Raw genomic sequence first — 16,380 nt, forward strand, 5'->3', positions numbered from 1 at the left:
AGACTTCGGGCAGGCCCGCCGGACCGCTAGGGAATCTCTGGAAACAATGCCGGAAGTGGACCCGCGCCGAGCGGGCGGCGGACCACCGCGCCCTCGCCGGACGGGAGGGCGACGCTGCCACACAGCGGATTCGTGAACTCGATTGAACCCCGGTTCGACTGATCCAGCCGAACAGCTTCGCACCCTCTGAACCGCTCCGGGGCGCATTCGTATGTGCACGCTCGGTCACGAACGCAGAAGAGCCCCCTGATCGAAACCAGAGGGCTCGTGCTACTTTGTATCCGCCAAGAGTACAAAGAGCAGTGCTGAGTCTAGCACGGAATAGACTTCCCGCCACGCGCACCCCAGGCAGCGCGTGGGCAGGGTTACAAGTCCTGGCCACGGTTCACAGCCGTGCGGGCCGCCGTCAGAGGGCGTGAAGTCCGCGCGTCAGGCAACGCACGATCTAGGCGAACCCGGCCGTGTCCTTGGTAAGCCCTGACGCTCATGCTCGTGTAGCCCGGCCATCATCCCGGCACTGCGCGTAACCCCCGGCTCGGCGAGCCCTTAATCCGGCTCGCGGGGTGAAGCTCCAAAGTCACAATTCCGGTATACCGAGAAGCTTCACCTCCCCCTCGATCCCGGCAGAACTGTGTCCGTTTCACGACACCCCCGAGATCGAGGGGGGACTCGCAGCCTTACGGGTCCACGCGGGACCCGAGCCCCAGGGTCGCCTACGGCTCGCAAGGAAAAACGGACGGCGGCCCGGCACCGGGGCTGAGTGAGGCTGTCGGGGGCCGCGGTCCGAGACTGGAAACAGCCCCGATCTCTGGGAGGTCTCTGGACCCCACGGGGAGCCGGCTCGATACGACTCAAGTCAGCACCAAGTCAGCACGGTGCCGAGTAACAACGGGAAACCCCGAGAGAATCCCCTATCACAACCTGTCGAACTCCTGCCAGCTCACGCACTCCGGACGCTGTCCCGTACGCGCGAACTCCAGCAAAGCCATCCTGATGTCCTCCACGGGCAGCACCGCCGAATGAGGGAAGAAGTGCGGAGTGCCGCCGTCACGCAAGAGATCGATATCCGGTTCGGTGTTCGGATTGTACGTGACGAACGGAACCAGGACACTATCGATCATTCCTGTCCAGCGCATCGCTCCGTAGCCTGAAGTTGGGTCGATCGCAAGAGTGACATCGTGGTCTGGATACCAGTCTTCGCTCACCCCATCCGGATCGATGGATTCATCGGTGAGGCTGAGATGTGACTCCCATGAGCTGTGATCTGTAGCAAGAATTTCCTCGATGAGAGCTTCGGCTTGCTGCCCTTGTTCCGCCCTCTGGAATTCCTTGTTGACCACGGAAGCATTCAGGATCATTGGTCCGCTACTCCTCGAATAGTTGTTGGTTCGGTGGCACCCTCTTCCCAGACATCCAGAGTGTACCCCTTCGGCAGGATTGCCCGGACCGCCCTTCTGCAACCCAAATGAGCGAACATAGAACTTACTTTCCGGTCGCATAGTTCGTTATTGATGACGACCGAAGTGTGTCGTTGCTTGTCCCTACGCATCTTCCAGGCCAGGCGTGTCTCGACATGAGAACTAACGTCGATACTCCCGCGAAAATACGGAAACGCCGCACTGTCGGACAGATATCGGTTGATCTCCGGGGACTGGTCATCGTATTCACTGATGAGTTGGTGTTCTTTTCCGTGCTTGTCTCGATAGATCCCTGTTGTCTTTCCTCGACCGCCAGGACGTTCGGGAAGTTCTTTCCTTTTGTCTTGAGCCCACTCCTGCTCTGAGCGAGACACAGGTAACGATGAAGCCGAAGGAGGACCATCAGGGGAAGAGCTAGAACCCCCCGTGAAACGTGGCCTTCGCTTGCTCCAGGGTCTGCTTGAGCTGCTGTTCAGCAGAAATCGATTCCCGAAGGGAAGAGATCAGGCCATTGTAGGCTTGGGCGGCTTGCTCGTAGGCGGGTACGCCGTTGAGACTCTGCAGGAGCTGTTCGAGTTCTTCGTACTGGCGCAGAGCATTACCGCTCGCGTTGCTGTCCAGCTTTTCGATCGCCACGTTGATAGCGGCAAGAACCTCTTGCATGTCTGCCATCGCGATTATCTCCTAGAGCGCTCCGGCGTCGTAGGACTCACCGAGAGCCCTGACCCATCCTCGGAATTCCTCTTCGAGAACGGTCACCCCGTGCGGGTCCAAACCTTCTCGGATGATGAATTTCGCTACCTGCTGCCATTGGTCGACACTCAGAGATGCACCCGCTTGCGCGTCTTCCTGATGCGGTTCCACTCTCGGTATTACCTCCACCGTTTCGCCCATCGGTGAAACACTCCTTTCTCCTTCGTGGTTAGAGATTGTTCAAGCCTCGCAGTACGGCCGCCAGCATCTCTTCGCTAACCGGTGTCCACCTGCCCGCACTCCCGGGAATGGGGATGTGTCGGCGCGTGGGAATATCGTCTGCGAGGTCTCCCTGAAACAGGGTTCGGTACCCGCTTGGTCGACTGGCAGACCTGGAGAGGGCTCCCTCGGTCACTGGTTACCTCGTTGTTTCTGCCGTGGTAGCGCCATACAGTCGCGTTCTGGCACTCCCCGCAGCAGGATCCGTCGATCTCGATACGTTCGATCCGATCGGCTTCGACTCGGAGCCCGCACCGGGTGCGCAACAGACATCCCGATAACCGCTTGTCGATTCTGTGCACCACTCGCTGATGCTCGGCTGCCTCTCCCTCGTGACAGCGAACCCGCATCACTTCCCACCTTTCCGATTTACTCATGTGTGGGTGGACAGTCCCCGCCGAAGACGGGGCGGAGCGTGTCGGGGAATCTCCGCAACGACGAGGACCGTCCTGTGAGTAGTCTCGTCGCTACGTTCGGTGCACGGTAGAGTCGAGCCGTTCACAAGGGTTTACAAGTGAGGCAGTGATGGCGACGGGAGCGGACCTCAGAGCACTCCGGGAAGAGGCAGGGATCAGCCTTGCTCGGATGGCTGGCCTGACCCACTTCACAAAGTCCCACCTGTCCATGATCGAGACAGGTAAGCGCTCGATCGCCGCTGAGGTCATCAGTGCCTATGAACAGGCCCTCGGTAACCCGCTGAGTCCCCCGCAGGACGATCCGGTGCGCCTCGCACACGAGTGGCTGGTCTCAGCCTCTCCGATGGCCGTGCAGACTCGCTCAGGGCGGACGGTCGGTACTTCCCTTGCCAGCGAGCTGGAGGCTCGTGTGGTGGAGCTGAGGCACCTTGACGACACGATGAGCAGTGAACAACTGGGGCCGGTCATTGCCAAGGAGCTGAGCGAGGCCGAGACCTTGGTTCGCTGTGCCAACTTCACAGAGCCTGTCGGCAAGCGGTTGTTCACCGCTGTGGGAGAGCTGTCCCAGCTCGCCGGATGGGTGGCCAGTGATGCCGGTCGGTACCGACAAGCTCAGCGGCTCTACCTGTCCGGAGTAGCAGCCGCGAACGAAGCGCACGACCGGGTGCTCGGAGCACAGCTCCTGTCGAGCCTGAGCTACCAGATCGCCAATGTCGGCAATCCCGCTGACGCCGCCCTGTTGGCTCGCACCGCTGTCCAGGGAGCGCAGGAAGCCACTCCGGTCGTGCGTGCCCTGTTTCTGGAACGTGCCGCTTGGGCCGCGGCGAAGGCAGGAGAATCAGAGGCGACCTGGAGAGCGCTGGACCAGGTTGACGACTCCTACGAGCGACGTGGAGCCGATGAGCCGGAGTGGGTGTACTGGCTCAACCGAGCTGAAATCGACGTCATGGCCGGACGCTGCATGATCGAACTGGGCCGGCCTCGCGAGGCCGAACCCCTGCTCTCGGCAGCCATCGCCGACTACCCACCCGAGCACGCGCGAGAGGTGGCCCTGTATCGCTCCTGGCTCGCCGAGTCCTACGCACGGGCAGGGGACCTCGACGCGGCCCGCGAAGTGCTCGACAGTGCCAAGCAGTACGGCTCCGAGATGCCCTCCGTCCGGAGCAATACCCGCTTCGAGACGGTAGAACAGTTGCTGTCCACTTAAGATTTGATCAAGGCTCGGGAGTCAACACCAAGCCAGCACGGTCCCGAGAAACAACGGGAACCCGCACTCACAAATCGGGCCTGTCAGTACGGGTTTCCTATCGCTGAGCTGGAAATTTGACTTTATTGACCAAGAAGTGTATGAGAATCAAAATTTCCGCTACACGTTGAATCGGAACTCCTCACCGGGATTTCGTGACCAGCACCGATGGCGCAGCTACGGCAGTTGATCTGACCACGTTGCTCTTTACTTCTCGTCGTTTCGTGGTCATTTTTAATGCCCTGACGAACGGACCTCGCCCAACACTGGTGCGCGTTCGGACAGACACCCAACCGCATCGAGTCCACCCCAACTCGGAACCCGTGGAGTAGCGGGTCGTTTCCTGCCGTCATTCGCCGGTGGGGGCCGATACCCGCTGTCACCTGGCTCGATGCCGTCTCCGAACCGGTCGCTGTGACTCGTCGGTGCTCGGCGTCTGTCGTCGTTTTGTGTGGGAAAAGTGTGGCTGTGCCTCGACAGCAAGCAGCTACCTAACTCCCTCATCCGACACCCAGCCGCTTCCAGCGGGCAAGTCGGGGGGCAAGAGCAACCAGTCACGAACCTCACGCGGCGTTGTTCTTGAAGCCGTAGGGCTCTCTTGACGCCCCGGATTGGCCGCCATCCTCCAACGGCGGATGAGGAGGTGTCTCACTGCTAGCTAGAGATTAGGGGACGGTCCTTCGCGTCGTCTGTCGTCGTTGGTCAGTCCTTGGCGTGCGCTGGGACGGAGCGCTTAGCTGAGTACTTGTTACATGGCGGTAGCAGTGGACGTTTGCCGTTGATTTGTGGGGGTAAAGTGGGGACGCTTCAAGGGGGTAGACCCCTGAACCCGTGGAACAATGCTCCCTTTTTGTCGTTGTCTGCTGAGCAGCGCCTTTGGCTGCTGGGCACTGGCACGAATCATCCTCTAAGGCCGTGTCCTACGTGGTTGATGTTCGTTGATCTTGGTGTGCGTAGTAGTAAGTGGGACTGGATCGTCCTGCACGGGCTGTGGGAGATCGTCGAACCGCTACTGCCAGCGGTACGGGCCCGCTCGCAGGGTGGTGGCACGCCTAATGCCGACGACGAGGCGGTATTTGCGTCGATCGTGGATCCGTACTGGTCAGCGGCTGCTCATGGCGGTACGTGCCGCCCTGCTTCGGCGCTTCCAAGTCCACGGTCCACCGGCGGTTTCGGAGCTGGCCCCAAGCCGGAGCGTGGGGGTTGCACCGAGCAATTCTCGATCAGCGGGAGAGCGCCGAACTGAGGGACCTCTCCCGCGTCCTACTCGACACATCGCATGTGCGGTCGAAAAAAGAGACGAACACATAGGTCCGAGTCCTCTGGAGCGAGGCAAACCGGGTTCCAAGCTGCACATCCTGTTCGAGACGGGCGGACTGCCCGTCGTCGTTTGGTGGCTCAGCCGACAACACCCACGACAGCCACGGCTTGATCCCGATGGTCTCCGGTCTCCTATCGAGACACGGCCCAGATCGAGGGCGCCACGCCAAACCTCGCCGGATCGCCCCGGAAAGGAATCGACTCGGACCAACGGCTCGGGTGCTATCGCTGGACGGTCGAACGCACCTTCTCCTGGCTATCCGGATACCGGAGACTGTCCCTACGCTACGAGCGTGACCCCCGGCTTTACCTGGGCTTTCTCGGACTCGCGGCGGCACTATGCTGCTACAAACATCTCCACAAACACACCACGTAGGACATGGTCTAAGCACAGTGATCTTCTGACTCAGTTCGTACCAGCTTACCTGTAAACAGTCGCGAGCAAGCCGACTAGCGCATTGGTTAGTTCGCTCACCGAGCAGGTTCAAGACTCTGATATTGAAACAGAAACACAGTACGAACGAGATCATGTACTCTAAGTGTGCACCCTGCTGTGTAGCGAAGAAGTTGAGCGTGAGGAGCGATGGAGTGCACGAGCAGACGCCGAAGGAGCACTCGGAAGAGGACCTAACAAGCGTACCGCAGACTCACACTTCTTCCTGTCGTGATTTCAACGATGCTTACCGCGGAATGATGCGTATCGATAACATTGTTCGGGATAACCTTAATTTTGACATGATCACACAACCTGAAGAAATGAATCAAACGAGGTCTAATGAGGGCGCAAGAGAAAGAAGGGGTAGAGATCAATATTCATCTGGTGGCGCAGCCGAAAAATTCAGCCGCAGAAACCTAATAGTGGCGTCTTTGGCAGCCTTTGGATCACTAACTGCTGCAGCAGCGGCGTTCCCTAGTGTGTACTATTCTCGCATGACATATAGAAAAAAATATCCTGACTCGAATGGAGATGCCGTAGAAATTCGAGTCACTGAAGGCGCCTCAACGCATGCTCGGCAGACACTTATCGCACTGCCTGAATCACTACGGCTTCCCAGAGAAATTAGCAGGGAAACAAATGAGCTAGAAGCAAGGAATTGGTTGTTCCAGCATGGCGGTGCTTGGATTGATAGAATAGACATGTCGGTGACTATCAAGAGTCTTCGCAAAGAAGTCATTGTAAATGGAGCGCATATACGCCCCTTGAGACATCGCCCGCCACTTTCCGGGGCTCTTTACATCCCACTTGGTACTGGCGGAGACGGTGAGCGCAGCGAGATCGATCTGACCGGGGTAAACCTCGATGCAACTCAGCCTGTAGTAAGGATGATGAACAAAGAAAAGTTCGTGAAGACGAAGTTGGGGGAACCGCTACCGCTTGGGGGGATATATCCAGACAAGCAAATAACCCTTGGGCCGGGGGATACTGTCAAACTCTACCTGATTGCGCAGGCGCAGCAGCACGCTGTCGATTGGGAGCTCATTTTAAGTGTACAGGCGGATGGCGAGCCGATGGACATAACAATCCGAAATGGTTCTCATCCTTTTCGACTTACCCCACTTGCTCGTAGATACCAGATCGGCTGGAAAGCAGAAAGAAGAAAGATATATACCGATAGCGGTACTACTTTTCCTAGTGAAAATCCGATTAGTATAGTTGCCAGGCCTCCGAGGCAGTTGCTAAAAAATTGGACACGGAGCCATTCGTGATATTCAAATATGTGCATCGCTCGGATATTCTACCCTGTTCCGTAGGAGCAATAATAGGGGTAGTTATTTTCTTGGTTCCTTTTTCGATTTATACTATGAGTAATTCAGGTGGCGAGTCCAGCATATCTGTTACGGGAAAATATGCTCCGGTGGCACCTCAATCTTCCTGGTCGGATGTAACTATCAAAGAACTGGACTTGAGTAGCCAGCCGGAAAACATCGATTCTTGCAGAAGCGCAGCGCGTTGGATTAGAGACCAGCCGGGATACGCATCTACCTCTGGAGATGTACTGCAAACCACATTTCGGACATCACGCAAAACAATTGTGAAAATTGTAGATGTATCCCTCTCCCAGGAAGAAATTAATTATGCTGACACTGGCGTTTCTCCGGCCAGGGCAGTATGCCTCCCAGGGAGAGATTCTGCAAGTGATTCTCATATCTTCCATGAGAATCGTTCGGCCAAGATAACTTTGGGGGATTGGGGGTCTCGTGTAGTTCCATGCTTCCTTCGATCGAAAAAAGAGTGCGGATTGTACGATTTGGAGGGGTATGAATTTCCGCTCTCTCCGGGGGAACCCAAGGAAATCGAATTTTATCTTTACCTCGCCCCAAAAGTACATGCCATTAGATGGTCAATAAAAATGGACCTGCTTGTTAATGGAGAGGAGCAGCGGGTTGTTTTGGATAATGATTCGCGGGATTTCATTACTGCCAAAGATGGCATGATACTTGGAAACGAGTACCTTATGTACTATGAGTGGTGTGGGCTGGAATCACCGTCGCGAATTATCCTTCGAGAAAGTAGTAAGTATAGTCCTTGCCTGGCGTGATTTTCCTTATCGAATTTTTGCTTGGATGAATTTCATCCTTCCCCAGAGAGTCCAGCCGGGTGCGTGGCTACACCACGGGATCGGTGGCATGGGCGTAGGAAGTGGCCGGGTGAGGGCGTCCACCGCGGGACCGGACTTCGCGGGAACAGGTGCCCGACCGGCCACGGTGCCAGGTCGTACCGGTGTGCGGGTGGTGAGCTTCCTCGGCGGTCCCTGCCGCCTGGGTCGCCTGCCTTCCGCTCCCGCGTCCGGGGATGCCGCCCGCCCACCGCTTGGCGGTCGGCATCCCCGGAGGCACTGGGCAAGTAGGCAGGCGGCCCCGGCAGGGGCCGCCCTTGATGAAGAAAAGAAACTCTACACACAGGCACACCGGAACTGGGTCGATTGATGATCCAGTCAGCGGTGGTCAGCTGAGATACGGCTCGGCACGCTCCTGCAACGCGTGCTCGATGCGCATCCGCATCGTGGGGTGCATGGTCAGCGAATCCAGGTCCTCGGGCCGGATCCAGTGCACTCGGCGGCTCTCACCGCTGGGCCGTAGTCGCCCCTCAACCGGTCGGGCGGTGAACACGATCGAGAACTCCTGGCGGACCTCGCCGTCGTCGTAGGCGATGACGTGTCGCGGGTCGGAGTAGCTCCCCACGATGTCGGTGATCTCCACGGTCAGCCCGGTCTCCTCGGCGACCTCGCGCAGGGCGGCTTCGCGGGTGGTCTCGCCGATGTCCTGCGCTCCACCGGGCAGCGCCCACAGGTCGTTGTCGGTGCGTTCGATCAACAGCACACGGCCGAACTCGTCACGGACCACCACCGCCCCGGCCACCACGAGGCTGTTGGCGGCCGGGGCCTGCGGGGCGCCGTAGTAGTCCCGCTTGCTCATGGCTCCCGCCTGTCACGTCAACGCGGAAACGGCGTCCCGCACAGCCTCGGGTACTGGTGGCGCGAGGCACGGGAGAGGCAGCGGGCTGCGAAGACGTCCGCCGCCACGACCTACGGCACTTCTACGCGAGCGGGCTGATCGCTTCGGGCTGTGACGTGGTGACCGTGCAGCGGACACTCGGCCACTCCACACCGTCGATCACCTTGCACACCTACCCGCACTTGTGGCCGTCAGCCGAGGACCGGACTCGCGACGCAGCCGCCCGGACAGGCGCCGAAGTCCTGGGAGACGTTGACGGACACCTGACGAACGACGAATCGAGTTAGGCCGCTGCGCTGCCGGAACGGCGTCCACTACACGTTGAAGCGGAACTCCACCACGTCGCCGTCGTGCATCACGTACTCCTTGCCCTCCAGGCGGACCTTGCCTGCCGAGCGAGCGGCGTTCATCGAGCCCGCCTCGATCAGGTCCTCGTAGGAGATGATCTCGGCCTTGATGAAGCCGCGCTGGAAGTCGGTGTGGATGGCCCCGGCCGCCTCCGGCGCGGTGGCGCCCTTGCGGATCGTCCAGGCGCGGGCCTCCTTGGGCCCGGCAGTGAGGTAGGTCTGCAGCCCCAGCGTGTGGAACCCTGCCCTGGCCAGCGCGTTCAGCCCCGGCTCCTCCTGGCCAACCGAGGACAGCAGCTCGCTGGCGGACTCCTCGTCCAGCTCCAGCAGCTCCGACTCGACCTTGGCGTCCAGGAACACCGCGTCGCCGGGCGCCACGAGCTCGCGCAGCTCCTTGAGCTTGGCCTCGTCGTTGAGCACGCCCTCGTCGCAGTTGAAGACGTAGAGGAACGGCTTGGTGGTCAGCAGGTTCAGCTCGGCGAGCTCGGGAACCTCGGTGCCGCGACCGGCCGAGAACAGGGTCTTGCCCTCCTCCAGCACTTCCTTGGCGGCCTGGACGGCGTCGACGGCGGGCCTGCGCTCCTTCTTGGTGCGGGCTTCCTTCTCCAGCCGGGGCAGCGCCTTCTCGATGGTCTGCAGGTCGGCGAGGATCAGCTCGGTGTTGATGGTCTCGATGTCGCTGGACGGGTTCACCTGACCATCGACGTGAACCACGTTCGAATCGTCGAAGACCCGAATCACCTGGCAGATCGCGTCCGCCTCGCGAACGTTGGCGAGGAACTGGTTGCCCAGCCCCTGCCCCTCGGAGGCCCCCTGCACGATCCCGGCGATGTCGACGAACGACACGGTCGCGGGCACGGTGCGCGCCGAGTCGAACATCTCGGCGAGCCTGTCCAGCCGCTGGTCCGGCAGCGGAACCACACCGACGTTGGGCTCGATGGTCGCGAACGGGTAGTTGGCCGCGACCGCATCGTTGCGGGTCAGCGCGTTGAACAGCGTGGACTTGCCCACGTTGGGCAGGCCGACGATTCCGAGAGTGAGGGTCACAGCTGTCCAAGTCTAGGAGCCCGTTTCGGATCACGGTGAGGCGGGCGAGTCGAGCGCCCGCCCGTAGGGGCGGGCTACTCACGGAGCCGAGTCAGCACTCGGTCCAGTGCCTGCCGCACCACCTGGGGGACGCCCTCGTTCCGCAGCTCTGTCATGACCTGCTCGTTGATCCCACCGGGAGTCGTGTGCCTGTCGGCCAGCTCGGCGAGTGATTCGGTGTCTCGCAGCAAGGACCGGCCGAGCTGGCCGAAGACGTGCCTCGTGTAGGTGGTCGCGGATTCGTGATCGACACCGTGCTCGGCCAGCCAGCCCGCGATGGTGGTGAGGTGGTCGAGATGGGCTGCGAAGGTCGCGGTTGCCGCGCTGATCGCCTCCAGGGCGGCCTCGTGCTCGGGAACGAGAAGACCGCCGACCCGGCCGAACAGTTCACGAGCTAGCGCGTTCTCCGGGTACATCGCCGTCAGCCCTCGACCGCTCTCCGATTGGGGCAGCGGAACGGCTCGGACGATTCGACCAGCCGGCGCGGCCCAGGCGTGCAGCTGTTCCAACCGCACACTGGCCACCGCGCTCAACACCACGTGGTGAGGTCGAAACCTCAGCTGGGTGACGACACCGTGAGCGACCGGTGGTCGTACCCCGAGCACGATCGTCGTGGCGTTGTCCAGCACCTCCTGGTTGCTGCCGCACACGTGTACGTCCTCGAACCGTTGGGCCAGGCCCCGCCCGACATCGCGCCCACGGGGCGAGAGGAAGATCGCGGGCGGTTCGGCTTCGCCCGCGTGCATGCCCTCGACCAGAGCGGCGGTGATCTCACCCGTGCCGACGAAACCGTACGTGGCGGGCGACGAATCCTCGACGGACTCCGTGATGCGGTACTCGTTGGTACGAGAATGTTCCGGCTCGATCATGTTCGGCATGCTGCCTCGCACCCCCGACAGGCTCGGCCGTGGCATACGCCGTCGAACACGGGAGGCTCGTCGAGCGAAACGTCATCAATCGTCGTGAGCGGCGGTGTCAGTAACCGCCGCCGTCCTCCTCCTGTTCCTGTTCCTGCTGCTCGCCGTCCTCCTGGTCCTGCTGCTCCTGCTGTTCCCCGCCACCAGGGCCCTGCTCGCCCTCCTCGCAGGAGCCCGCCGTCAGTAGCGCCCCCGCGGCCACCACGGCACCGAACCAGCGAGCGAGTTCTCGTTTTCGAATCATGCCCCGAAGATAGATGTCCGGCCCGGGATCCGCAGGCGCGGTGCGCCCGGAGCGACTCCGGGCACGAGTCCCCGAACACCCCGACCGCAAGAGCGCTCCGCAATCCGGCCAGCCACCGGGCGAATGACACCTCAACGGAGGCGGGATCTCCCTTTCCGATCGCCGGATCGAGTGGTTTCAGCACATTATCGACCACCGACGAACAACCAGCGGGCAAAATCGACCACGACCGCACGAAGAAAAACCGGAGAACCGTTCCGGGTCGAGCGGTCACAATTGGCCGGAAACAAAAGGAGATTCCATCAATGTCCATCAACCGGATGCGTCGCATGTCCGTTCTGACGGCGGCAATGAGCCTCTCAGCACTCACGACGCTGGGGGCACTACCGGCGGCCGCCTCGACCACCGAATCCACGAACGCCGTGCCCACGAACGCGGCGCCGGACCGCACGGCTCCGAACTGCATCACCGATCGGGAGGACAAGGGTAAAATCTACACGACGGTGTGGGTTACCAACGAATGCAAACGCTACTATCGGGTTAAGCTCATCATGGCTCGCGGCGCGGACAGCCGATGTTTCTCGATACGACCGGGCCAGACCAGAATGAGCAAGTCCCGAGGCGTCAGCCCCTATCTGGACCGGGTCGTGCTGTGCTGACCCGGATTTCTCCTCCCGAATCTCGATGACGTTCACTCGGTCGATCGATCACCGGTTCGCCGTCCGGTGGCCAGGATTCGAGTGGCGAATCGACGTTCGACCCGAAAGGTCCCCGGTCCGCGCCTCGGGCCGGGGCACCGCCTCGTGCGGGTGCCGCGGACTCACGACGAGCTGCTCCAGACCGCCGCGCGACCGGAACACCCCCTCGGCGGCTCCACGGGCGTACGGCCTCGCACACCCCAACCATCGTGTCCGATTTCCGCTGGTGAACGGCTCGCAACTGGTGGCAGTCTCGACTCATGCTGGTCACACCACAACAGGCCTACCGCGCCGTGGCATCCCGGGACATCCGCTTCGACGGATGCTTCGTGACCGGCGTGCGCAGCACCGGTATCTACTGCAGGCCCTCCTGCCCGGCGCGCACCCCGAAGTCCGGCAACGTCGAGTTCTTCGCCACGGCGGCAGCCGCGCAGCAGGCCGGTTACCGCGCGTGCCGCCGCTGCCTGCCGGACGCCGTGCCGGGCTCACCGGAGTGGAACCTGCGGGCCGATCTCGCGGGACGCGCGATGCGGCTGGTCACCGACGGGCTCGTCGAACGGGAGGGCGTGCCTGGGTTGGCAGCGCGGCTCGGCTACTCCACCCGACAACTGACCCGGGTACTCACCGAGGAACTGGGTGCGGGGCCGCTGGCGCTGGCACGCGCGCACCGGGCACACACCGCGCGACTGCTGATCGCGACCACCGAGCTGAACTTCACCGACATCGCCTACGCCGCCGGGTTCGCGAGCCTGCGCCAGTTCAACGAAACCGTTCGGGAGGTGTTCGCCACCAACCCGACGGAGCTGCGGGCCCGGACGACCCGACGCCGCAGTCCCGCAAGCCTCCCGGCGGGCACGTTACGGCTGCGGCTGCCGATGCGGCTGCCGTTCGACGCCCCGGGCACGCTGGGATATCGGCTCGGCCCTGCCGTCGAGGGAGTGGAGTGGACGACCGGGAACGGTTACGGCCGGACGCTGCGACTGCCGCACGGTCACGGGGTCGCGGAACTCACCCCGCGAACGGATCACCTGGCGGTCACCCTGCGGCTGACTGAACTCCGCGACCTCGGCAGCGCGGTGGCACGGCTGCGCAGGCTGTTCGACCTGGACTGCGATCCGGTGGCCGTCGGCGAGGTGCTCGGCTCGGATCCCGCGCTGGCCGGAACGGTGGCGGAGACGCCGGGAGTGCGGCTGCCCGGCAGCGCGGACGGTACGGAGACCGCGGTGCGGGCACTGCTGAACGAGGTGGGCCCGACCGGAAACAGGGGCGCCGAGCTCACCCGGTTGACCGCCGAGCTCGGCGAGCGAGTTCCCGCACTCGACGGCGAGAGCGAGGCCGTGCTGTTCCCGACCGCCGAGGCGCTCGCCGAAGGGGCGGAGCGCGTGCTGCCCGAGTCCAACGGTAGGGCCGCTGCGATCCGCGGGCTGGCCACCGCACTGACCAGCGGTGCGCTGCGTATCGACGAGGGACGCGAGGGGGCGGAACTGCGCGAGGAGCTGCGCGCGGCGGGGCTGGGAGCACGCGCCGCCGACCACGTGAGCACGCGCGTGCTGGGTGAGCCCGACAGCTTTCCCCTACCCGATTACTCGTTGGAACGCGGCGCCGCACTGCTGGGCCTGCCTGATGGCACCGCGTTGCTCGAACGCGCGCGGAAGTGGAGCCCGTGGCGCTCCTACGCGGCGGTGCACCTGTGGCGGGCCGCTCGGAGCGGCCCGCGCACGACGAACCACGAACACCACACCGAATTCACGACGAAGGAGCCGACATGACAGCCAAATGGTCCCTGATGGACACCCGTTTCGGCCCGTTCACCACGGTGGTCGACAGCGAGGGCACGGTGCTCGCCTCCGGATGGGCCGGGGCCGTCGACGAGCTGCTGCCGCTCATCGCGGAACCGCTCCGGCCGCACGAGATCCGCAAGGCCACCGATCTCGGAGAGGTGAGCCGCGCCGTGCGCAGGTACCACGAGGGCGAGCTGGACGCGGCGGCCGAAATCCCGGTCTCGCAGCGGTCCGGCCCGTTCCGGGAGGAGGCCTGGCGGGTGCTGCGGGAGATCCCGGGCGGCAAGTCCGTCAGCTACCGCGACTACGCGGCGCTGATCGGGCGTCCCGAAGCGGTGCGGGCCGCCGCTGCCGCTTGTTCGCACAACGCGGCGGCGCTGTTCGTGCCGTGCCACCGGGTGCTGCGCGGCGACGGCTCGCTCGGCGGTTTCCGCTGGGGACTCGAACTGAAGCGACAGCTCCTCGACCACGAACAACGTTGAGGGGTGACCGCTCGATCTCCGTAGCTGGTCGCTTGGCGGAACCTCTCGCACGGCTCTCGCTCCGGTAGGCCCGACATCGAGTAGCCACCTACGCCACGTCGGGCCTTCCTCGCGAGAGCCGCACGCGAGAACCCGCGGCCGCTCCTGCTGCGAGGGTGGTCGGAGTGCGGCCTGCGGATGTGGTGGGAGTTCTGCACCGCGCCGTCCCCTCACCCGACGATTTCGTGGGAAATTGACGCCCCGATACGTCGGTGTGGCCCCAGCTCTGTCAATTTCGCGAGAAATCGCCACGCCCCGGAGAGCATCGTGGGGAAACGACCATGAGCGCGGCAGCGGGATCGTCCCCGGTGCGTGAGGCGGATGCATTGCAAGGCCGGGCCGCCTCGCCGCGTAGGTCGCTACTCAAGAGCGGCCCAACGCAGCAAGGCGCCGCCTCACGTGCCGGCTAGCCGACCCCGTACGCAACCGGCCCCGGCCGCTTGCGACCACCCTGGCCACCGGCACCGCCGCGGGTTCTCCGGCGAGTGCCTCGCGAGGACGGCCCCGACGTTGTGTAGATCGCTACCCGAGGTCGGGGCACCCGCAGCGAGGTGCCGCCGGAGGTTCCGCCACCCGCACCGCTGTGCAGACCGAGTGGAGCACGATCACAATCAGGTGCGGGTGGAAGTGACCCCTCCGATCTCACCGTTGCGGAACGCCTCCACGAACAACCGGTAGTCGTCACGCACCACGTCGGCGTAGTTCATCGCGAAGTCGCAGAGCCAGTCCGCGAACTCCTCCTCCTGACCTTCCAGCACCTTCGAGATGGCGTCCTCGGTCTGGAACGGCACCAGTGTCTGGTCCGAGTCCGAGTCCGCGACACAATGGATCTTGGCGATGGCGCGTCCCAGGTAGTCCACCACCGGCCGGATGTCATCCGGTTCGGTGAGTTCGCCCCAGTCCAGATCGGACACGTAAGGCGAGACCTCGGAGACCACGTAGCCGGTGCCGTCGATCTCGGTGTAGCCCAGCAGCGCGTCGGCGTGCGCCTGCAGTGCCCGCTGCGACATCGCGGTGCGCTGACCGTGGTGCAGGAAGTAGTTCCGGATCCCCTCGTCGGGCACCACCGCCGCGGGAGCGGCCACGTTGCCCTGTTTCATCGACAGGATCAGGTCGTTCTCCAGCGCCTCGTTCTCGCCCTCGATGAGCACGCTGTAGGCGGGCAGCCCCGCGCTGCCGATGCCGAAACCGCTGCGCCCCACCACGTCCTTGACCTCGTAGGCGATGTCGCGCATCTTCTTGTCCTGCGGAATCGTCGTCAGGTACCGCTGGAACGCCTCGATCACGCGTTGGTACTCGTCCTCGCCGAGCCTGCGCACGCCCACCCCGTTGCGGAACTTGCGGTCGTAGCCCTCGGTCTCGGTCTCGCGGTCGAGCAGCCCACCCCTGCTGCGCAGCCGTGCCTGCTGCAGCACCTGCTGGATCGGCCCGTCAGTGGTGCCGAGGTTCAGCGAGAAGGCCGCGTCGTCCTCACCCGCCACGAAGTTCCGCACCTGCTCGATGTAGGAGCGGGTGGCGCGGCGGATGAACTCGCTGATGTCCTCGTCGGGCAGCGCCTTGCTCCAGCCGAGCAGCGCGATGCTGGCGGCGAACCGCTGTAGATCCCAGGTGAAGTGCCCCAGGTACGCCTCGTCGAAGTCGTTGACGTCGAAGATCAGCACGCCCTCGCCGTCCATGTAGGTGCCGAAGTTCTCGGCGTGCAGGTCGCCCTGGATCCAGACCCTGCTGGTGCGTTCGTCGGCCCACGGGTCCTTGAGGCGAGCGACGTCGGAGTAGAACAGGCAGGCCGTGCCGCGGTAGAAGGCGAACGGCGAGGCGGCCATCTTGCGGAATTTGGTACGGAAGGCGGCGGGCTTGTTCTCCATCAGTTCGGAGAAGGTCTCCACCAGGGTGTTCACGATGTACTCGCGGCGAGCATCCGGATCGTGGGTCTCCAGCATGCTGGACAGCTCGGACAT

Annotated in this window: 15 protein-coding genes and 1 pseudogene; 8 read left to right on the top strand and 8 right to left on the bottom strand. The window is 62.9% G+C overall.

The window, feature by feature from the left end; all coding sequences use genetic code 11:
* Positions 1-914 precede the first annotated feature (914 nt).
* The 3 genes from ACOQFL_RS13685 to ACOQFL_RS13695 are packed head-to-tail and all read right to left on the bottom strand — an operon-like array spanning position 915 to position 2,090.
* Positions 915-1,358 (bottom strand): Imm1 family immunity protein, encoded by a 444-nt coding sequence (locus ACOQFL_RS13685; protein ID WP_435544522.1) that lies wholly within the window; start codon positions 1,356-1,358, stop codon positions 915-917.
* Positions 1,355-1,792: a DddA-like double-stranded DNA deaminase toxin gene (locus ACOQFL_RS13690; RefSeq protein ID WP_435544523.1), complete on the bottom strand. Its 438-nt coding sequence runs from the start codon at positions 1,790-1,792 to the stop codon at positions 1,355-1,357. Before ACOQFL_RS13690 ends, ACOQFL_RS13685 begins: the two co-directional genes overlap by 4 nt.
* A 40-nt stretch (positions 1,793-1,832) precedes the next feature.
* Positions 1,833-2,090: a hypothetical protein gene (locus ACOQFL_RS13695; protein ID WP_435544524.1), complete on the bottom strand. Its 258-nt coding sequence runs from the start codon at positions 2,088-2,090 to the stop codon at positions 1,833-1,835.
* An 825-nt stretch (positions 2,091-2,915) separates the two neighbouring features.
* Here ACOQFL_RS13695 and ACOQFL_RS13700 point away from each other — a divergent pair.
* The 4 genes and pseudogenes from ACOQFL_RS13700 (at position 2,916) to ACOQFL_RS13715 (ending at position 7,912) form a co-directional block, all read left to right on the top strand.
* Entirely contained in the window at positions 2,916-4,013 is a 1,098-nt protein-coding gene (locus tag ACOQFL_RS13700; RefSeq protein WP_435544525.1) for a helix-turn-helix domain-containing protein, read from the top strand.
* 970 nt (positions 4,014-4,983) lie between these two features.
* Positions 4,984-5,748 (top strand): annotated as a pseudogene (locus ACOQFL_RS13705) (transposase).
* Positions 5,749-5,960: 212 nt separating this feature from the next.
* Positions 5,961-7,079, top strand: a complete 1,119-nt coding sequence (locus tag ACOQFL_RS13710; protein WP_435544526.1) for a hypothetical protein — start codon at positions 5,961-5,963, stop codon at positions 7,077-7,079.
* On the top strand, positions 7,076-7,912 hold the full coding sequence (locus tag ACOQFL_RS13715) for a hypothetical protein (RefSeq protein WP_435544527.1): 837 nt from the start codon (positions 7,076-7,078) through the stop codon (positions 7,910-7,912). Before ACOQFL_RS13710 ends, ACOQFL_RS13715 begins: the two co-directional genes overlap by 4 nt.
* A 406-nt stretch (positions 7,913-8,318) precedes the next feature.
* On the opposite strand, the gene ACOQFL_RS13720 is transcribed toward ACOQFL_RS13715, so the two are convergent.
* Complete coding sequence (locus ACOQFL_RS13720) at positions 8,319-8,789, bottom strand: NUDIX domain-containing protein (RefSeq protein ID WP_435544528.1); 471 nt, start codon at positions 8,787-8,789, stop codon at positions 8,319-8,321.
* A 56-nt stretch (positions 8,790-8,845) separates the two neighbouring features.
* Here ACOQFL_RS13720 and ACOQFL_RS13725 point away from each other — a divergent pair, with 56 nt between their 5' ends.
* Positions 8,846-9,115, top strand: coding sequence for a tyrosine-type recombinase/integrase (locus tag ACOQFL_RS13725; RefSeq protein WP_435544529.1), 270 nt, complete (start codon positions 8,846-8,848; stop codon positions 9,113-9,115).
* A 27-nt stretch (positions 9,116-9,142) separates the two neighbouring features.
* On the opposite strand, the gene ychF is transcribed toward ACOQFL_RS13725, so the two are convergent.
* The 3 genes from ychF to ACOQFL_RS13740 form a co-directional block, all read right to left on the bottom strand.
* Positions 9,143-10,222 carry a redox-regulated ATPase YchF gene (ychF, locus tag ACOQFL_RS13730; protein ID WP_435544530.1) on the bottom strand — a complete coding sequence of 360 codons (1,080 nt, stop codon included), beginning with the start codon at positions 10,220-10,222 and terminating at the stop codon, positions 9,143-9,145.
* A 74-nt stretch (positions 10,223-10,296) separates the two neighbouring features.
* A complete protein-coding gene (locus ACOQFL_RS13735; protein WP_435544531.1) occupies positions 10,297-11,130 on the bottom strand; it encodes a pyrroline-5-carboxylate reductase dimerization domain-containing protein in 834 nt (277 codons plus the stop codon).
* A 106-nt stretch (positions 11,131-11,236) separates the two neighbouring features.
* Positions 11,237-11,422 carry a hypothetical protein gene (locus ACOQFL_RS13740; protein ID WP_435544532.1) on the bottom strand — a complete coding sequence of 62 codons (186 nt, stop codon included), beginning with the start codon at positions 11,420-11,422 and terminating at the stop codon, positions 11,237-11,239.
* 305 nt (positions 11,423-11,727) lie between these two features.
* Here ACOQFL_RS13740 and ACOQFL_RS13745 point away from each other — a divergent pair, with 305 nt between their 5' ends.
* The 3 genes from ACOQFL_RS13745 to ACOQFL_RS13755 all read left to right on the top strand — a co-directional run bounded on the left by ACOQFL_RS13745 (position 11,728) and on the right by ACOQFL_RS13755 (position 14,383).
* Complete coding sequence (locus ACOQFL_RS13745) at positions 11,728-12,081, top strand: alpha-amylase inhibitor (RefSeq protein ID WP_435544533.1); 354 nt, start codon at positions 11,728-11,730, stop codon at positions 12,079-12,081.
* Between the two features lie 299 nt (positions 12,082-12,380).
* Positions 12,381-13,889: a DNA-3-methyladenine glycosylase 2 family protein gene (locus ACOQFL_RS13750; protein WP_435544534.1), complete on the top strand. Its 1,509-nt coding sequence runs from the start codon at positions 12,381-12,383 to the stop codon at positions 13,887-13,889.
* Positions 13,886-14,383 (top strand): methylated-DNA--[protein]-cysteine S-methyltransferase, encoded by a 498-nt coding sequence (locus ACOQFL_RS13755; RefSeq protein ID WP_435544535.1) that lies wholly within the window; start codon positions 13,886-13,888, stop codon positions 14,381-14,383. Before ACOQFL_RS13750 ends, ACOQFL_RS13755 begins: the two co-directional genes overlap by 4 nt.
* A 650-nt stretch (positions 14,384-15,033) precedes the next feature.
* Here ACOQFL_RS13755 and ACOQFL_RS13760 read toward each other — a convergent pair.
* Entirely contained in the window at positions 15,034-16,380 is a 1,347-nt protein-coding gene (locus ACOQFL_RS13760; protein ID WP_435544536.1) for a DUF2252 domain-containing protein, read from the bottom strand.

It is taken from the genome of Actinopolyspora sabaoui, assembly GCF_051225635.1.
Lineage (GTDB): Bacteria > Actinomycetota > Actinomycetes > Mycobacteriales > Pseudonocardiaceae > Actinopolyspora.